This window comes from Sphingobacterium sp. JB170, assembly GCF_900163865.1.
Taxonomy (GTDB): Bacteria; Bacteroidota; Bacteroidia; order Sphingobacteriales; family Sphingobacteriaceae; genus Sphingobacterium.
On sequence record NZ_FUKU01000067.1, the window covers coordinates 164,373 to 181,875 of the forward strand.

Genomic DNA, 17,503 nt, shown 5'->3' on the forward strand with positions numbered 1-17,503 from the left:
TCTAAAGCAATACAATCAGCAACAAGCTACCCTATACATCCCTACAGATACTTGCTGCTCCCCAACGGGCTAACCTATCTTAAGCGTAGGTCTAGCTATCAAATTTTTCGAGTAACCGAATCAACGTCGCGAAATCTTTCGAATAAGGCGCCTCAAATGCATAATCCTTACCGTCAATGGCAAAACTCACACTGTGCGCATGTAATGCGAAGCGCTTCATAATAGGCGTTTCCTCTTCGCCTTTTGAGAGCGTATATCCCCTTTTCTTGATTTTTGACAAGAAAACCGGTTTTCCGCGGTACATCTCGTCGCCAACAATTGCGGCACGCTGGGTAGCTAAGTGAATCCGAATCTGGTGCATACGCCCCGTAATCGGTTTACATTCGACCAAGGTATAGTTTCTGAAAAACTGTATCGAATTGAAAATGGTTTCGGCAAGCTTACCATTAGCTCGGTCAATTGATACATTTTTATTACCTTGATTTAATATCGGAAGATTAACATGTAAGTCATCAAAGCGATGTGTTCCTTCTATAACCGCATGATACACCTTATTTACGCGGCGACGTTCAAATTCTATAGATATCAAACGGTAAGTTTCCGGATTCTTGGCGATCAACAGTATACCCGAAGTATCCTTATCAAGGCGGTGACAGATCTGTGCATCAGAATGGTATTTCTTAGCTAAACGGAGAATATTTACGCCTCCTCCGGCTCGATCGTCTAGCGAAGCTACAAATGGTGGTTTATTGATAACGATTAAATTGTCGTCCTCAAAAATGATTAAATCCTTAAAATTGGGAATTTTAAACAAACGGCTTTCGTTTTCCTGCATGACAACAAAAATAACAATTATCGCCTAGATTTACCACGCCACGCTCGCAATCTCGAATAATTACGACGTTTTATGTTTTAATTAATTAGTTTTGCTATACCAAAACATTTAAAATGTCAGTACATAAAGTTATCAAGCGGGTTACTACAAATACAATTCTCTCTATGAAAACAAAGGGAGAAAAAGTTACAATGCTCACGGCCTATGATTTTTCCACCGCCAAAGCGCTGGACGAAGCAGGGATCGATGTATTGCTTATTGGCGATTCGGCAGCAAACGTATTTGCAGGGTACGAAACTACGCTACCGATCACACTGGACAATATGATATACCATGCAAGCGCCGTCGCACGTGGCACCAAACGTGCTCTGGTGCTTGCGGACTTGCCCTTTGGCGAATACCAGGGGACAGCGGAGGACGCATTTAAAGCCGCCGTGCGCATGATGAAAGAGTCTGGTGTGCATGCTTTAAAACTTGAAGGAGGAATCGAGATTATAGATAATATAGCCAAAATCATAAACGCCGGTATTCCCGTATGTGGGCACCTCGGCTTAACTCCGCAGTCGATCAATAAATTTGGGACTTTCAGCGTACGTGCACAAGAGGATGCTGAAGCCCAGAAACTAAAAGCAGATGCATTAGCGCTTCAAGCAGCAGGATGCTTCGCGGTCGTGCTGGAAAAAATTCCAGCTAAACTTGCGCGCGAAGTGTCTCAGTCGTTAACAATACCAACAATAGGAATCGGTGCCGGCGATGGCTGCGATGGTCAAGTCCTCGTGGTGAACGACATGCTCGGTTTTACCAAAGATTTCAAACCTAAGTTCCTACGTCAATACACGAATATGTATGAGAGCGTCGTGGAAGCTGCTTCTCGGTACGCGGCAGACGTGAAATCAGGGAATTACCCGAACGAGTCGGAACAATACTAGAAGCACAGCAATGAAGGTACTCCTATTGATAGCGCTGATTGGCACTTTACTATACCTATTTTGGAGGCGTTTCTCTATGACTGGGCCGCAAACCACCCTATCAAAAATCCGCAGACCAAACACCTTTTTACCGGTCGAGAGCTGTAAGTCGGTCATCATGCAGGCAACTAGCGGTACGTTGTGGACCGTGATCTCCGGTTTTGTGTTGCTTATTCTTATACTCATAATTGGAATAAAAATAAAAGTTTTATGGATTTTACTTCCACTTAGCCTTTACCTTATTGGCCAGTTATTTGTTTACACCAACCACGTACGCACAGCGAAAGACCAACAAATATTTTACGACCCAAAGACCGGTGAAGTGCTCGTCGACTATATAAAAAAAACGGGCTTCGCTTTCAACATCAAACACGACGTTGTCTCTGTAAACGAGGTCCGATCCATACAGAAAAACAAAGGAATTGTGTTCGGGTACTATAAACTAAACACAAAAAATGGTGTGGTTATCCTACCGTATCTGCTCGAGCAAAATAAATCGGAGGCTAACAATCTTTTCTTCCAACAGATTCATACCCACAAACGAGCGGTAGAGACAAAGTTATTCGCTATTATTTAATAACTAAAAAAGCGATGTGCCTAGAGAAAGACCATCGCTTTGTAATATATATTTTTTTAGCCGTCCTTAGCTATTAACCGCTTTCCAGATCATGTCTTTTAATTGCTGGATATTTTTCCCAGCAACCGACGATATAAAAATGGAAGGGATACTTTTAGGAACTGTTAATGCCATCTCCTGTTCGAGCTCATCATCAAGCATATCCGACTTGGTAATGGCCAGCAAACGCGGCTTATCAATCAATTCCGGATTATACAGCGTCAGTTCATTCAATAAAATAGCGTACTCCTGCTCGATGCTCCGATCGGTGTCCGCAGGAACCATAAAGAGTAACACTGAATTACGCTCAATATGCCGTAAAAAGCGATATCCCAACCCTTTACCTGCCGAGGCGCCCTCGATAATCCCCGGAATATCCGCCATTACAAAAGATTTACTATCCCTGTAACTCACAATACCTAGGTTTGGTACTAACGTCGTAAACGGATAGTTGGCAATCTCAGGTTTCGCTGCAGAGACTACGGATAGAAGCGTCGATTTACCCGCATTAGGGAATCCGACCAACCCGACGTCCGCAAGTACCTTAAGTTCCAAAATAATCCACTGCTCTATGCCTGGACGACCGGGTTGAGAAAAACGGGGTGTCTGCTGGGTGGGTGACTTAAAATGCCAGTTGCCTAGCCCCCCTTTACCGCCGGCGGTTAAAACTTTCGTTTCGCCATCTTCGGTGATCTCAAACAGTATCTCGCCGGTTTCCGCATCCTTCGCTATAGTACCTAATGGCACTTCCAGCACTTCGTCTCTACCCATAGCACCCGTCGACAAACCGCTACTACCAGGCTGACCGTTAGGAGCAATGATATGCTTTCTATACTTTAGATGCAATAGTGTCCAGTGATTGCTCGACCCTTTGAGGATGATATTCCCTCCACGTCCACCATCACCACCGTCAGGCCCGCCTTTTGCCGTTTGCAAGTCGCGGTGCAAATGCGCTGAACCAGCGCCACCGTGTCCCGAACGGCAACACACCTTAACATAATCTACAAAATTCGAGCCTTGGGCCATAATACTGCTTTACTATTTATTTAATATTTGTCAATGATGGCCGTCAAGTCATCAAAAATGGTTTCGATTTCACCAATACCATTGACTTTTGAAAGTTTTCCTTGCCCCTCATAATACGGTAAAACATGTACCGTCTTATTAAAGTACTCTTCGATGCGCTTGGTCAATTTATCAGCAGCATCATCTGCCCTACCGGATAACTCTTGACGTTTTGCAATTCGTTGTTTCAACTCCTCTTCGGTTACATCCAATGCCACCACGCCTGTAATTTGCTCGCCAATGGATTGCAAAAATACATCAAGTGATTCCGCTTGCGCTACCGTGCGTGGAAAACCATCAAATATAAAACCTTTTGCTTGAGGGTTCTTTTTAATTTCTTCCTCTAGCATGGCAATTGTTATCGAATCTGGAACAAGATTACCGTTTGCAATAATCTGGCTGACTTGTTTGCCAAGCTCCGTTTGATCTTTGATATGTGCACGAAAAATATCACCTGTAGAGATATGTACTAATTGGTACCTCTCGATTAATTTTTCGGATTGAGTACCCTTACCAGCACCTGGAGGACCGAATAAGACAAGGTTTAGCATAAGTGTAGTATTGTTTTTACTATGTTCAAAAAAAAAGCCTAATCCGATGAGAATTAGGCTTCGTGTACTAAGTGCGCTCAAAGGGAGTCGAACCCCTAACCTCCTGATTCGTAGTCAGGTGCTCTATCCAGTTAAGCTATGAGCGCGGGCAACCAACACATCATTAACATCTCGGTCGTTCTGTTTTGGTGATGCAAATATAGGTAAATCGGGCGGCTATCCAAATATTTTTTTATTTTTTTAACCCCGTCTAGGCCTAACCAGCTTGCTATCAGCCTCATTTTTAAAGTATTTTTTCGGGGACTTCAAGTAGATCATCGCGTAGCACCGCTCTCCGGTAAGCACCGGCATAACAATATCCGCAGTAAAATCTGAAATGCACCGGCCCGCGTGGTAGCGCTCAATTTTGAACACGTGAGAAACCTAACGTTGCTACATTTGAAAAGCGGCACCATGCCCGTTCAAATTAAACGGCAGCGGTTGTCTTTAGGACGTTCCTATATGTGTATTTAGGGTAAATGTGACGTTTTGCAAACCGCGCTGGTGAGTCGGCATTGATAAATTTCACGTACTCATTTCGAGGGACACCAAAATACTCGTATTGACTTCCATCGAGAAACGTAATAGTCATCACCTGTGCTTTCCAATCAAAATCCAAAATAACAGATGTATCGATCGTGTTTTTATAAACAGGACGCTGTTTATCTAACGTTTCTGGGCAAATACTCACAAGAAAATGGTACGCTTCGATCATCTCCTTGCTTTTGGCTTCTGCCGCGATCAACCCTGGTTCGTCGTTAACAAACTTGTCTGGATGACACTCCTTCATGATTTGGCGATAAACTGTTTTTAAGGTACTTAGGTCAGCCGATTTGTCAACCTGAAGAAGATTTCTGTAGTCTGTTATTTTTTTCATCGGCGCGAAGGTACACATTCTAAATCCTTTATTTACAAAAACATTATCGCCCGAGGTTATTGGGCAGCTAATTGGTCATCACGCTGCTACGCCTGTAGGAATACCCCAAAAATTTCTAATACGGTACTATAAAAAGTGTGAAGTGGATTTTAATTGGAGAATTTAAAAAGTGCGCTCAAAGGGAGTCGAACCCCTAACCTCCTGATTCGTAGTCAGGTGCTCTATCCAGTTAAGCTATGAGCGCATTTTTGAGTTATCAATAACTATTCGTTTTTGATGTTGCAAATATCGACACTTTTTCTATTTTTTCAAATTTTTTTATGATTTTTCCAGCGAACAGCACCAAATCCATTTACTATGAGCGAATTAATTTATCCAAAAACAACTCTCCGCTACTGACTCCTTGGCAAAGAATCGTAAGAATGCCTGACACATCCATATGAAAAGTAAAGAAGCTGCAGAACTGATGCTATTTATTTTGCAGATGTTGTTGGACGAGATCAAGTAGTTGAGGAATTTCACAATGGCCTTATACGTTTCCCACGCATGCAAAGGACAGAAATTACCATACAAGATGGATATACCAAAAGAATAGCTACCTACACGTGTTGAAGGTAGGATAGCAATACCTCACCCAATTTGCTGATGATCGTTTATTTTTTTATAGCCTGTCGTCGGTATTCCATTTCATGCTTTGAGCGGAATAATACTTATCTTTAGCAGATAAACGAAAACAAACACTGCCTTTTGGGCATTTTACACTTAATCAAAGCTATATGAACGAACGCGTTATAAAAAGTAATAAAATACGAATTGGCGATATCAGCATCTCTTACTACATCAAAAAATCGAAATCCGAAGAATTGAATACAGTTATTTTTCTACACGGTTTCCCTTTTAACAAAAACATGTGGCGGGCACAGCTCAACGCCCTACCTGATCATGTAACAGGTATTGCGGTCGACATACGCGGTCATGGAAATAGCACCTCAGGGCATGGTTTCCTTTCCATCGACGTATTTGCAAAAGACTTACGCGTATTTATCGAAAAATTAGCTATTCCACACGTTACGCTATGCGGAATCTCCATGGGCGGATACATCGCACTGCGTGCCTATCAACTTTTTCCGGAGACAATAAATGGGCTTGTGCTGTCGGACACGCACGCCAAAGCTGATACCGATGCGGGCAAACAAAAGCGCTTCGACAGCATTCAGGCGGTTTTAAAATATGGACGCCGGCCGTTTGCAATAGGTTTTACCGAAAATGTCTTTTCGCCCGAGAATATTGAGGAAATACCCGAAGCAGTCGAATTGATAAAAAGTAGTATACGCCGCAACAGCCTACGTACAATTTGTGCAACACTACTAGCTCTAGCAGCGCGTACCGATACCAGCGAAGTCCTCCCTTCCATTACAGTCCCTACCCTAATCCTTCGTGGCGCGAATGACCGCATCACAGCGGATAAGGATATGCAAGACTTAGCCAATGGGATCGCAGGTTCTCGCTATACGCAAATCGACAACGCCGCCCACCTACCAAACCTAGAGAATCCCGAGCGTTTTAATCAACTCGTTAATGAATTTTTAACGACGATCATTTAGCTCACGCCTCGGAGGGTTTAAAACACGCACTATAAATTCAATAGGCTCTTTGCGAGCTGATAGTCGCAGCGGATAAATTCATTTAAGTGATGAAACTCCCATAATCCAGCACTATCCTGCTGGACGTTCATGACATAATCCCGTTTAAAGACACCACGATTCATAGCAGTCCTCTTGCCTCGCATGACCTAATAGGTTCCTTGAAGCAAACCGATTACCCTCATCGTAAGTATCGGGTCGCTTTTTTGCTCAGGCAGACCGTCGAGGTTTATTGCTATAATCAGGCTATCATTGTGCAATACGGATACATAATTGACGCCTCCGCTGTTAACGAGGAAACGATCAACCGCCGTGACGCCTGTAAAAATTCCAGGTACGGCAATTGAAGGACCGGCATAAAGGCCGCCCACGCGAAATATCAACTCTTCTTCACTCTTAAGATCCGTTGCGGTAGCGGTAAACCGGTTGGGCAATTCCTCGTTATTCGTATCGGAAAATACCTCATATAAGCGCCCCAGTACACGATCACCTTTAATAAGACCAAAGTGCGATTTTGCAAAATCCATCAATCGGAATGCATCTCTTTTGGCCAGTGTCCCTACGCAATTGTCAGGTTTATGTTGATTTATTTATTTGCATTATCTAGTAATAAAATAATATTGTTACTTTTGTTAACACTGTTAACTAAATATAAAATAATGGGAATCAGCGAACGTAAGATTAGGCAACAAGATGAAGTTCGAAACAACATCATCGAGCAATCATGGACCATCATTAAAAATGAAGGGTGGAACGCCTTGTCAATCCGCCGCATCGCAGAGGCTATTGAATACAGCATTCCGGTTATTTATAAGCATTTCGAGAACAAAGAAGCTATACAAGAGTACTTTATAAAAGAAGGGTTCTGCGCCTTAACCGAGCATTTACAAAAGGGGCATGAACAAGCTTTGAATAGCGAGCAGACGATACGCAACATCGCGAATCGCTACTGGGAATTTGCCGCACAGCAAACAGATTACTACCGCATCATGTTTGGCCTGGGAATCCCAACCTGTGAGAAGTTAAATAGCGTTACCGAAATGCAGGAAGTCTCCAACATTATGGGGAACGCAATACTAGAAACATCAAAAAAAGATGGAATATCGAATATTGATATCCATTTAAAAATAAAAAGCTTTTGGTCGACCCTACATGGGTTTATCGCAATCGAACTACTCTCGAATAATATTATTCCACAAGGGCCGAGTCCGATATTCAACGATGCGATCGAAAGCTATGTATACACCTTAACAAACAAAAGATAGAATGAGCCTATTACAAGATTTAAACTGGCGCTATGCCACAAAGAAAATGAACGGAGAGTCCGTTCCGCAAGAAAAAGTAGACTATATCTTGGAGGCAGCGCGCCTCGCGCCTACTTCCTCAGGCCTGCAACCATTCAAGGTTATTGAAATCACCAGTCCGGAACTTAAAGCTAAAATTCAGCCAATTGCTTTCGGACAAAGCCAAATTGTTGACGCTTCACACCTACTGGTGTTCGCTGCTTACGATGAATACACTAAAGAGCGCGTCGATTCGGTATTTATCCAACAAGAGCTCGAACGAGCGCTACCGAAAGGATTTGCAGATGACTACAAAAACAACCTTTTTAGCTCCTTCCAGCAAAAGACTAAAGATGAACACTTTGAACACTCGGCACGTCAGGCCTACATCGGTTTTGGCTTATCGATTGCCGCAGCGGCCGAGCAGAAAGTTGACGCTACGCCAATGGAAGGGTTCAACAATGCGCAGCTCGACGAACTTCTAGGCCTTCCAGCGCAAGGGTTAAAATCCGTCACCATTCTCGCACTAGGTTACCGCGACACCGAGAACGACTGGTTGGTAAGCATGAAAAAAGTTCGCATCGCAAAACAAGATTTTGTTATCCAACTTAATTAAAAAACTATTTTGAAACAAATGAAGAGGGGGCAGTCATAGCGATATGAGCCCCCTTCTTTTTTATGGCTCGTCCCTTAAAAAACTACTTTGTGGGAATACGTATTAGAATTTCCTTTAAGTAGGTCCAAAATTTCTGTACCGAAGAAATGGATACGCGCTCCTGCGGAGAGTGAGCACCACGAATGGTTGGTCCGAAGGATATCATATCCATTTGCGGATAGTTTGTACCTAAAATACCACATTCTAGTCCCGCATGGCATGCTACCACTTCTGGCGATGTGCCGAAAAGTTCACTATAGGTACCTACCAAAACATCTAAAATCGCAGAATTCGCATTGGGTGTCCATCCCGGATAGTCGCCCGAAAACCGCACCTGCGCACCCATTAATTCAAAACAGCTTTTCAGCGCATTTGCTAAATCATACTTCGAGGATTCAACGGATGAGCGTGTTAGGCATTTCACGAGGATCTCACCTTGGCTAACCTGGATCCGTGCAATATTATTGGATGTTTCGACAAGGTCCGCGAAATCACTACTCATGCGGTATACCCCATTATGTGCCGCATAGATACTTTTAATAAGCTTATCATGCACAACGGCAGGAACTACCTGCACGTTCGATTCATCGGGCAACTTCTCTAGTGTTATCTCCAGGCCCTCGTCAACGTTCGCATACTCCGCCTTTATATCCGGGAGAATCTCTTCAAGATGGGCATTCAATTGCGCGAAAGTGACCTCTTGTGTGGCGATCACTGCCGCGCTCTCCCGCGGAATGGCATTACGCAGCCCGCCGCCTTCAATACGTATGAGACGAACGCCTAAAGCAGACAAATGAAACAAAACCCGATTAAGTATTTTATTTGCATTGCCTAGCCCTTTATGAATTTCGATACCCGAATGTCCACCATGCAAACCTTTAACAGTGATAGCATAGCGGCTCACGCTTCCTTCTAGGGCCTCTGGCTGGTAATCAAGTTTTGCTGTAATATCGATACCACCCGCACATCCGATATCAATCTCCGTATCTTCTTCAGTATCCAAATTGAGTAAAATGTCACCTGTCAGCATGCCGGCCTGGAGCCCTTTGGCTCCGGTCATTCCGGTTTCCTCATCGATGGTTAAAAGCGCCTCTATCGCTGGATGAGCGATATCGGTGGACGATAAAATCGCCATAATCGCCGCTACACCAATACCATTGTCAGCGCCGAGGGTCGTTCCTTTTGCTTTTACCCAATCGTCCTGGATATACATTTGTATCCCTTGTCTACTAAAATCGAAATCCGTATCGTTATTCTTTTGGTGAACCATATCCAGATGGGACTGCAACACAACGGTTTTGCGACCTTCCATCCCCGTACTGGCAGCTTTACGAATCAGCAGATTACCGACAGCATCCTTCTGGGCCGGGAGGTTTAAGTCTTTTGCAAAATCCAGCATGAACTGAATAACTTCCTCTTCTTTTTTTGAAGCTCTAGGCACCGCATTTAATTCGTCGAAATGCTGCCACAATGCGCTAGGCTCTAGTTTTCGTATGATTGAACTCATCTTTTTATTTGTTAATCCATCAAAAGTACTAATTCTAAAATAGATAGGCCAATTCCAGCAAGCGCAAAAAATATTTCCCCTAGTTACTCTTTTTTACTACTTTCCCCTAAAATATGGAAAACGAAAAAACAGCGAAGCAAAAAATGATTAACGGAGAGCTTCACCAGCCTTCGGGAAAGGAACTGGCCTTGGACCGGCTACGTGCACGCGAGCAGATGAGCATCTTCAACAACCTTGAACCCTCGAAAATAAAACAGCGCGCGCAGATATTAAAATCGCTATTTGCTAAAACAACGAGCCGTTTGTATGTTGAGCCACCTTTGCGTATTGATTACGGATTTAACATATCTGTTGGTGATAATTTCTACGCGAACTTCAACCTTACGATTCTTGACAGCGCGCCAGTAACTATTGGTGATAATGTCATGTTCGGGCCCAACGTCTCCCTATTTACGCCCGGTCACCCGATTGACGCTGATTACCGCAACGCGGCATGGGAATATGCTAAACCAATAACGGTCGGTGATAATGTGTGGATCGGAGGTAATACGGTCGTAAATCCCGGGGTACGCATCGGTGACAATACGGTTATTGGTTCTGGCTCGGTCCTCACCAAAGATATCCCGGCTAATGTAGTTGCAGCGGGTAACCCCTGCAAAGTTCTCCGGCCGATATCCGAGCGTGACAAAACGTACTATTTCAAACAAGAGCGATTCCCAGAGGGGCATTAACACAGAAACAGCCGCGGGGGCTTACTAGCGTTGCGCCTTTAATATGCGTTCCATCTCCTGAAGTAGAATAGGGAACCCAGGGTGGGTCATGCCATGGCCATACCCCTGAAACTCCATGAGTTTTACATCCTGATGGCCAGCGAGAAGTAACATCCTTTTTAAATAAGCATTCTCCTCATAGCGGCCGAGCATTTCCAACTCCCGATCTCCGGTAAGTAACACAAATGGAACTGGACTTTTACGAACCCAGAATAGAGGTGCGTACTCATCGATAATGGGCTGCTTCTCGGGAATACCTTGTTCCTTTCTAGCTGCAAAATGGGTAATTCCATGTCCACTAAATGATATTACACCTACCAGCTTGTCGGCATCATAACCTTCGCGTTCCAGATAATCCTTATTCAGCCCTAGCATAAGCGCTAAGTAACCTCCCGCAGAATGACCCGACAAGAAAATCTTGGACGTATCGCCGCTATACTTGCCTCCCGCGCGTGCCATAAATGCTACCGCTTTGGCGGCGTCTTGGATGACTTGTTCCACTTTCACCCGATCGGCAAACCGGTATCCTACACCCACAATAACATAGCCTTTTTCCCGCAGGAAATCGGGCACTTCGCGTTCTCCGCCCGTGAGCCCTCCCCCGTGGTACCAGATAATAATGGGCCGTTTTTCACCCGAGGTAGGGTAATGGATATCTAACCTACAACGCGTAGATTGGTATTCGGATTCGGGCGCTTGAACATATAGTATATTAGTATCTGTTTTATACGCTACCTGCTGCGAAAAACTCAGCAGAAAATTACCAATAAATATAAAAGTAAGAATGAAAGCTCTCATTTGTGTGCGTTATTAGACGAAGATACCAAAAAATCGTAAAATTCTGGCCGCTCTGAGCGAGCCGAAGCATAAAATAAAAACTATTATTTACTACGGATCAGGTAGGCTAGAAGAATACCCGAAAGCAAAAAGCTCACAATAAAGCCGAGCCATGATAGAATCGGCATGCCCCATATTAAATACCCTACACGGCCGTGCGCGAGTATACTAGCACCCACGCCGAAAGTCATTGCCAATATCGAAAGGAGAAACTTGTTACCTATACGATGGAACACCAACTGCAACATATCGAAATCCTGAATCTTATGGTTCAACGTTAACCGGTCCGTTTTAGCCTTCTCCAGCAGCAAAATGAGATCTTCCGGAACGTCGGTGAGTACTTCCTTTAAAAGCGTCCCTTTCTGTATAAGCTGCTTCTTGAGGTAAGAAACCGTCATTTTCTCCGCCGCAATTTTGTCGGCAAACGGGGCGATGCTTTCCGGAATATTCAGTCCTGCGTCAAGCTGTCTACCGGTCCCCTCCAGTATAGATACCCCTCTTAAAAGGATGTATACAAAGTCCGGCATGAGGATACTATTATTCTGCAGCACGTTGTTTAGCTTTTGGAGCATCACAGTGATCTGGATATCTTCCAAGATATTCTCCTCTAACATCTGAAAGATTTCGTACGCATCGCGTTCGAGTTGCCGCTCATCTTGGATATAATGCACCACAGCAAGTTTTTTGATATTACGAATAAGCCCACGAGCATCGCTCATTAGGAAGTTCATTACCATCCCCTCAATGAGATCCCGATCTTGTGGAATCATCGAGCCCATGGATCCAAAATCGATAAATACGATCTGCCCTTTATTATTTACAAATACATTGCCCGGATGGGGATCCGCATGGAAATACCCGTGATGCAAGACTTGCTCTAGATACAAATCAAGACAATTCTGTAATACCGATTTAGCATTTAGATGGTACCTCTCGAGGCCTTGGATATCGTTAATCTTCACCCCGTCGATAAATTCCAAACAAAGAATCTCATCGTTCGAGTAAGCGCGGTAGACTTTAGGAACATACACCTGCTTACTCTCGCTAAAGTGCCGGCGAAATCGTTCGACATTATTCAGCTCATTGATAAAGGAAAGCTCGCCATGCAGCGAATTAGCAAAAGACTGTACGATTTCATAGAGGTTAATCTTCTGAATTGCCTCATATTTGCTCCGTAAGAGCTTAACGAGGTCTTCCAAAAAGGATAAATCCGTCCGTACGAGCTCATCAATTCCTTTACGTTTAACCTTCAAGATCACCTGAGAGCCATCAAGAAGAACCGCCCGGTGCACCTGGGCGATCGATGCCGCGGCTAAGGGGTCTTTGTCGATGGAAAGGAAATGGTCTGAGACGGATGTTAAGCGCAACGACTCGCAAATCCTTTGTTCAATATCAATAAGCTCAGCCGGCACGTCGTCTTGCAACTTGACAAGCTCCAGCCGCAAGTCATCGGGGATAACGTCCGCCCTATTGCTGAGCATCTGACCGAACTTAATAAACGCTGGACCTAGTTCCTCAATAGCAAGGCGCACACGTACATTAAAATCTTCCTGGAAAATTCGTTTGGTATGACTATTCCAAAGTAAAAAACTTTCGGGGATTATGCGATCGATATTCGATCTGGAAATTGCTTCTTCAAACCCGTGTTTAGAAAGAATCTGGAGAATCTGCCCTACACGCTTAATTTTATTAAATCCATACATAGTCTAATCTTTATAATTATAGATTTTATAGAATTCTATCCTACTTAACTGTAATCGCCTCACCGTAAATGCCTAACAAGATAGCTTTATATTCGCTCTGCGACTGATTATAGAGAGCATTAACTCCTACTCTATCAATATTTAGCTACACTTAGGCCTCTGTCCTGAATCTCTCCACACCCTTGGAAAACCCAGTTTCTATCTGCTAATTTTAAGTCTTTCTTCATGTAACCACAGCGGCGTCGAATTCATTGACAAGTCTAGTTGAGTATTCTTGACGGAAATGAATACTTTTATTGACCACTTTCTCGTATACTCTACCAACCTTTAATCTTTGCTTAATTCTTCGGTTACTTCCTATATTCTTCCAGCTAAGGTTTCTTTGCATTCTTCGTAATACAGATTGGCTTTCTCTGAAAAACTTATTAGCAGACACCTCAACACCGTCAGACTGTACGGCAAATGTTTTTATTCCTACATTTTCATTTGTTTTTGATTTATGATTTTTTCTATTAATAAGCAGAACTCTTGAAGTCTTTTTGATTGGGATAGTAAGTTGGACTTATTTTCAAAAGACGACACGCTAGCGTAAATGGCCACCGTTTCTGTTTTTACAGCAGAAATTGGATCGGGAACTATTATAGTGCCACCGGTAGCTTGTATGCGTTTTGTATAACGCTTCTTTGAAACATGTTCCATGCGGTTATATCTGTTACCCCGGTTTATTTTGCGTATTGACGAAGTGTTATGATACAAATAGTGTTATAAATTAAAACAAATACTTTTCTATTTTTAGTGTTTATCTATTTCATACGTCTCCACCCCGATCACATCAGTGACTTTTTTACTAAGCCCCGTGATATCTGATTTTAACCCAATCATGATTGTTAAAAACTGTACTGGGTTTCCCTCAATCTTCCGGACACTATAAAGATAACCTAATTCACCTCCAATAAAAAAACCAGGGAACTTATAATCTGCGCCCAAACCAATTTTTCCAGCCAACGTCCACGATTTTTTGTTCTTCATTTTCACCATATCACCAACCACATCGGCGCGCGGTTCAGTCTGCAAACCAAAAGCCGGTCCCACGTAGGAATAGGTATTGAGCCGTTTGAACTGCTTGCGTTTTCCGGCCGCCAAGCTCAATAGATAGAAGCTCGCTTTACCATTATAGACCATCGAATTATATGCCGGATCTTTGATCTGTTGTTTGTAACCGAAATTTAACATATACAAGGTTGGCATCAGGAAATAACTGCGGTTCTTCAGGGCAATATCTAGCCCGGCACTTCCTGAAAATAAGTTTGTCTTCAGCGCCTTCGAAGTTCGGCCGATAGGAAAGGACAACCCTGTCCCGCCCATGTAATAAATTTTACGGTAATGCAGCGTATCCGTGGCCGTCTGTGCAGAGGATAAATCTTGTAAAAAAGCAAGAATTGCTAATAAAACGAAAATTCTTTTCATCAATCGATTGTTATTTAATCTAAAACAGCAAACGCATTAGAAAGTTTAACAACAGCGTCCTATTTTGCAAAAATAAACGAAACGGCTGAAATTTACAGATAACTTTTACTTTGCGGACCTTGGTTAAAGAGTAGATCGACAATACTCAAATCCGACAAAAAACCGTTCTTATCCTGAAAAACCTGATGATAAGGTTTGTGATCAGCCCAAAGGTTTTGTTTTTTAGGGTGTATCGCCCGTCTCAGGTCAGGCCCAGACTGCACGTCTTGATAAGATTCTGTATATGTCAAGGTACAATTCAGCTTCAAGCATTTTAATATTAATTCTAGTTGAAGAACATTAAAATCAAATAGAAAGCTATGCTTTTTGGTATAAAAATCGGCAAAATCGTCTTCATAAAACTCAAAAAAAGCAGAACTACGATAGGCCGTTTGCAAGCTCATCCAATGTAAGCGCTGCCAATCAAATTCATAGTTAATACGCACGTCTTTCATCGCAACATGTTCTTTCCGTCCGTGTACAATTGGAACAAACAGTTCTAAAATGCCATTTGCGGTACCGATTTTTGCTCGCGTGCGGTAGGTTTGCTTCGGGTAATGTTCAAAACGATCCAGCAATAAATGCAGTCCAGCGCTCTTAATTGTATGAAAATAAGACACTGGAGGTAAATAAAAAGCGGGTAAAAGCAATTGTGATTCCATCGATTTTAACTATTTTAGGCAAAAGTAAACTTATTTAGGGATATTTGCATTCAATCTAAGGAATTTGACCCTGTTCATGAGAAAAAGAAGCATTTCAGTAGTACTCTATATCATGTCGCTTTTGCCATTTTGGTTTTTGTATTGCTTTTCCGATTTTCTTTATTATATACTTTTCTATATTATCGGATATAGGAAAAATGTGGTATTAACGAACTTAAAAAATGCTTTTCCGGACAAAACCGAAGAGCAGCGCCTCGAATTGGCCAAAAAATTCTACCGCTTCTTGCCCGACCTTATTGTGGAAACCATGAAAATGGCGACAATGACAAAAAAACAGGTAAATGAACGGATCGAAATAGTAAATGTACAAGAGATACAGAAACACTTCGATCAAGGGAAAGGTGTTATTGGGGTGACCGCACATTACGGCAATTGGGAATTAGCGATATACCGCATGTCCACCATGACTGATCACCCGCGACTGGTCGTCTACAAACCCTTAAATAACGTATACTTTAACGCGGCATACAATCAACTGCGTGGCCGCCTAGGTGCCACAATGGTCCCGATGAAGCAAATTTTACGGCATGTCGTGCGGTTAAAAGCCACGCCGTTCATCAGCGTATTCGTGGCCGATCAAACGCCAACCTATCAAGATTCCGACTACTTCATGGAATTCCTCAATCAGGAGACTCTAGTCTTCACGGGCGCCGAACGTATTGCGCGGCTTACAAAAAGCCCCGTTGTTTATTGTCACGTCGGCCGCAAAAAGAAACGAGGTTATTATTATTTTAAATTCACCACGCTCGTTGAAAATCCAGACGATTATCCCGAGCATGAGATTACGCATATCCATAACCGTTTTACAGAACAAATGATAAGAGAACAGCCTGAGTATTGGTTATGGTCACACCGCCGATGGAAACGAAAACGAAGATCATGAAAAACATGCCTAAAGTTGCTGTAGTAATCTTAAACTGGAACGGTAGATTTTTTTTGGAAAAATTTCTTCCCTCGGTGTACAATAGCACCTACCCTAATATTGAATTTATTCTTGGTGACAACGCCTCTACTGATGACTCGGTGTCCTATGTAGCCGAAAATTATCCTTCCATAAAAATAATTTGCAACGCGACGAACTTGGGTTTTGCAGGAGGCTATAATGAAATATTAAAACAGGTGGAAGCCGACTATTACGTCCTCCTCAATTCCGATGTGGAGGTAACGCCCAACTGGATTGAACCCGTAATCGAATACCTAGAGACGGAGCCTGGGATGGTCGCGGCCCAGCCCAAGATCATTGCCATGCATCAAAAAGGGTTTTTCGAACATGCAGGCGCTGCAGGTGGATTTATCGATTTATATGGCTACCCCTTCTGCCGCGGACGCATGATGCATGTCGTGGAGAAAGATAATGGTCAATACAACGACAACTGTGAAGTTTTCTGGGCGACCGGGGCTGCACTATTTATCCATAGTGACGCCTGGAAGGCTGCAGATGGATTCGATGCTGACTTTTTCGCACATATGGAAGAAATCGATTTATGCTGGCGTCTAAAACGAATGGGGCACCGAATCGGTTACGTCGCCCAATCGACGATATATCATGTTGGTGGGGGTACACTAAATACTAGTAATCCCCAAAAAACCTACCTCAACTTTCGTAACAACCTGGTAATGGTGCAAAAAAACACGCACCTAGCGCTTGGTTTTTGGATAATATTCGTGCGATTATGGCTCGATTTATTTGCGGCAATAAAGTTTTTAATCGACGGGAAACCACGTGATGCGTGGGCAATCTCCCGTGCACATCAGTTTTTCTTCTTGCATCTTTTCAAAAATGCAGCAAAACGAAAAGGGTATCCGGGCAAAGGCAACTTAACTGGATTTTATAAGCGCAGCGTCATTTGGGGCTTTTATGTGAATAAAATCCGGAAATTCGCCAATTTAAAAGTTGAAAATTTTAAATAACAAATCCTTTATCGA

At 43.0% G+C, this 17,503-nt stretch carries 19 protein-coding genes and 2 tRNA genes; 8 read left to right on the top strand and 13 right to left on the bottom strand.

The window, feature by feature from the left end:
- Nucleotides 1-91: 91 nt before the first annotated feature.
- Nucleotides 92-835 (bottom strand): RluA family pseudouridine synthase, encoded by a 744-nt coding sequence (locus FM107_RS17665; RefSeq protein ID WP_086949797.1) that lies wholly within the window; start codon nt 833-835, stop codon nt 92-94.
- A 113-nt stretch (nt 836-948) separates the two neighbouring features.
- Between FM107_RS17665 and panB the strand changes: the two genes are divergently transcribed.
- Together panB and FM107_RS17675 are read left to right on the top strand one after the other, a co-directional pair.
- Nucleotides 949-1,764 carry a 3-methyl-2-oxobutanoate hydroxymethyltransferase gene (gene panB, locus FM107_RS17670; RefSeq protein WP_086949798.1) on the top strand — a complete coding sequence of 272 codons (816 nt, stop codon included), beginning with the start codon at nt 949-951 and terminating at the stop codon, nt 1,762-1,764.
- A gap of 10 nt (nt 1,765-1,774) precedes the next feature.
- Nucleotides 1,775-2,380, top strand: coding sequence for a hypothetical protein (locus tag FM107_RS17675; RefSeq protein WP_143559526.1), 606 nt, complete (start codon nt 1,775-1,777; stop codon nt 2,378-2,380).
- A gap of 66 nt (nt 2,381-2,446) precedes the next feature.
- Here the strand turns inward: FM107_RS17675 and obgE are convergent, their stop codons facing one another.
- The 5 genes from obgE to FM107_RS17700 form a co-directional block, all read right to left on the bottom strand.
- On the bottom strand, nt 2,447-3,445 hold the full coding sequence (obgE, locus tag FM107_RS17680) for a GTPase ObgE (RefSeq protein WP_086949800.1): 999 nt from the start codon (nt 3,443-3,445) through the stop codon (nt 2,447-2,449).
- A gap of 20 nt (nt 3,446-3,465) precedes the next feature.
- Entirely contained in the window at nt 3,466-4,035 is a 570-nt protein-coding gene (locus FM107_RS17685; protein WP_086949801.1) for an adenylate kinase, read from the bottom strand.
- Nucleotides 4,036-4,107: 72 nt separating this feature from the next.
- A tRNA-Arg gene (locus tag FM107_RS17690) sits at nt 4,108-4,181 on the bottom strand.
- A gap of 320 nt (nt 4,182-4,501) precedes the next feature.
- Nucleotides 4,502-4,951 carry a KTSC domain-containing protein gene (locus tag FM107_RS17695; protein WP_086949802.1) on the bottom strand — a complete coding sequence of 150 codons (450 nt, stop codon included), beginning with the start codon at nt 4,949-4,951 and terminating at the stop codon, nt 4,502-4,504.
- 170 nt (nt 4,952-5,121) lie between these two features.
- Nucleotides 5,122-5,195, bottom strand: a tRNA-Arg gene (locus tag FM107_RS17700).
- Between the two features lie 532 nt (nt 5,196-5,727).
- On the opposite strand from FM107_RS17700, the gene FM107_RS17705 reads away from it, so the two are divergent.
- Nucleotides 5,728-6,555 carry an alpha/beta fold hydrolase gene (locus FM107_RS17705; RefSeq protein WP_086949803.1) on the top strand — a complete coding sequence of 276 codons (828 nt, stop codon included), beginning with the start codon at nt 5,728-5,730 and terminating at the stop codon, nt 6,553-6,555.
- A gap of 188 nt (nt 6,556-6,743) precedes the next feature.
- Here FM107_RS17705 and FM107_RS17710 read toward each other — a convergent pair whose 3' ends face one another.
- Nucleotides 6,744-7,121, bottom strand: a complete 378-nt coding sequence (locus FM107_RS17710; protein ID WP_143559527.1) for a hypothetical protein — start codon at nt 7,119-7,121, stop codon at nt 6,744-6,746.
- Nucleotides 7,122-7,253: 132 nt separating this feature from the next.
- On the opposite strand from FM107_RS17710, the gene FM107_RS17715 reads away from it, so the two are divergent.
- Nucleotides 7,254-7,859 carry a TetR/AcrR family transcriptional regulator gene (locus FM107_RS17715; protein ID WP_179204538.1) on the top strand — a complete coding sequence of 202 codons (606 nt, stop codon included), beginning with the start codon at nt 7,254-7,256 and terminating at the stop codon, nt 7,857-7,859.
- Nucleotide 7,860: 1 nt separating this feature from the next.
- Nucleotides 7,861-8,493, top strand: coding sequence for an NAD(P)H-dependent oxidoreductase (locus FM107_RS17720; protein WP_086949806.1), 633 nt, complete (start codon nt 7,861-7,863; stop codon nt 8,491-8,493).
- An 82-nt stretch (nt 8,494-8,575) separates the two neighbouring features.
- On the opposite strand, the gene FM107_RS17725 is transcribed toward FM107_RS17720, so the two are convergent.
- The gene (locus tag FM107_RS17725; protein WP_086949807.1) at nt 8,576-10,039 is read right to left on the bottom strand and encodes an aminoacyl-histidine dipeptidase; all 1,464 of its coding nucleotides are present in this window, start codon (nt 10,037-10,039) and stop codon (nt 8,576-8,578) included.
- 113 nt (nt 10,040-10,152) lie between these two features.
- Here FM107_RS17725 and FM107_RS17730 point away from each other — a divergent pair, with 113 nt between their 5' ends.
- Nucleotides 10,153-10,770 (top strand): sugar O-acetyltransferase, encoded by a 618-nt coding sequence (locus FM107_RS17730; protein ID WP_086949808.1) that lies wholly within the window; start codon nt 10,153-10,155, stop codon nt 10,768-10,770.
- Nucleotides 10,771-10,794: 24 nt separating this feature from the next.
- On the opposite strand, the gene FM107_RS17735 is transcribed toward FM107_RS17730, so the two are convergent.
- The 5 genes from FM107_RS17735 to FM107_RS17760 form a co-directional block, all read right to left on the bottom strand.
- A complete protein-coding gene (locus tag FM107_RS17735; RefSeq protein ID WP_086949809.1) occupies nt 10,795-11,607 on the bottom strand; it encodes an alpha/beta hydrolase in 813 nt (270 codons plus the stop codon).
- Between the two features lie 83 nt (nt 11,608-11,690).
- Nucleotides 11,691-13,349: an AarF/ABC1/UbiB kinase family protein gene (locus tag FM107_RS17740; protein ID WP_086949810.1), complete on the bottom strand. Its 1,659-nt coding sequence runs from the start codon at nt 13,347-13,349 to the stop codon at nt 11,691-11,693.
- 223 nt (nt 13,350-13,572) lie between these two features.
- Nucleotides 13,573-13,899: a transposase gene (locus FM107_RS20300; RefSeq protein ID WP_086949811.1), complete on the bottom strand. Its 327-nt coding sequence runs from the start codon at nt 13,897-13,899 to the stop codon at nt 13,573-13,575.
- Between the two features lie 242 nt (nt 13,900-14,141).
- Nucleotides 14,142-14,816, bottom strand: coding sequence for a hypothetical protein (locus tag FM107_RS17755; RefSeq protein WP_086949813.1), 675 nt, complete (start codon nt 14,814-14,816; stop codon nt 14,142-14,144).
- Nucleotides 14,817-14,908: 92 nt separating this feature from the next.
- A complete protein-coding gene (locus FM107_RS17760) occupies nt 14,909-15,517 on the bottom strand; it encodes a WbqC family protein (RefSeq protein ID WP_086949814.1) in 609 nt (202 codons plus the stop codon).
- A 76-nt stretch (nt 15,518-15,593) separates the two neighbouring features.
- Here FM107_RS17760 and FM107_RS17765 point away from each other — a divergent pair, with 76 nt between their 5' ends.
- Together FM107_RS17765 and FM107_RS17770 are read left to right on the top strand one after the other, a co-directional pair.
- Entirely contained in the window at nt 15,594-16,460 is an 867-nt protein-coding gene (locus FM107_RS17765) for a lysophospholipid acyltransferase family protein (RefSeq protein ID WP_086949815.1), read from the top strand.
- Nucleotides 16,457-17,488, top strand: a complete 1,032-nt coding sequence (locus tag FM107_RS17770) for a glycosyltransferase family 2 protein (RefSeq protein WP_086949841.1) — start codon at nt 16,457-16,459, stop codon at nt 17,486-17,488. Before FM107_RS17765 ends, FM107_RS17770 begins: the two co-directional genes overlap by 4 nt.
- Nucleotides 17,489-17,503: the final 15 nt, after the last annotated feature.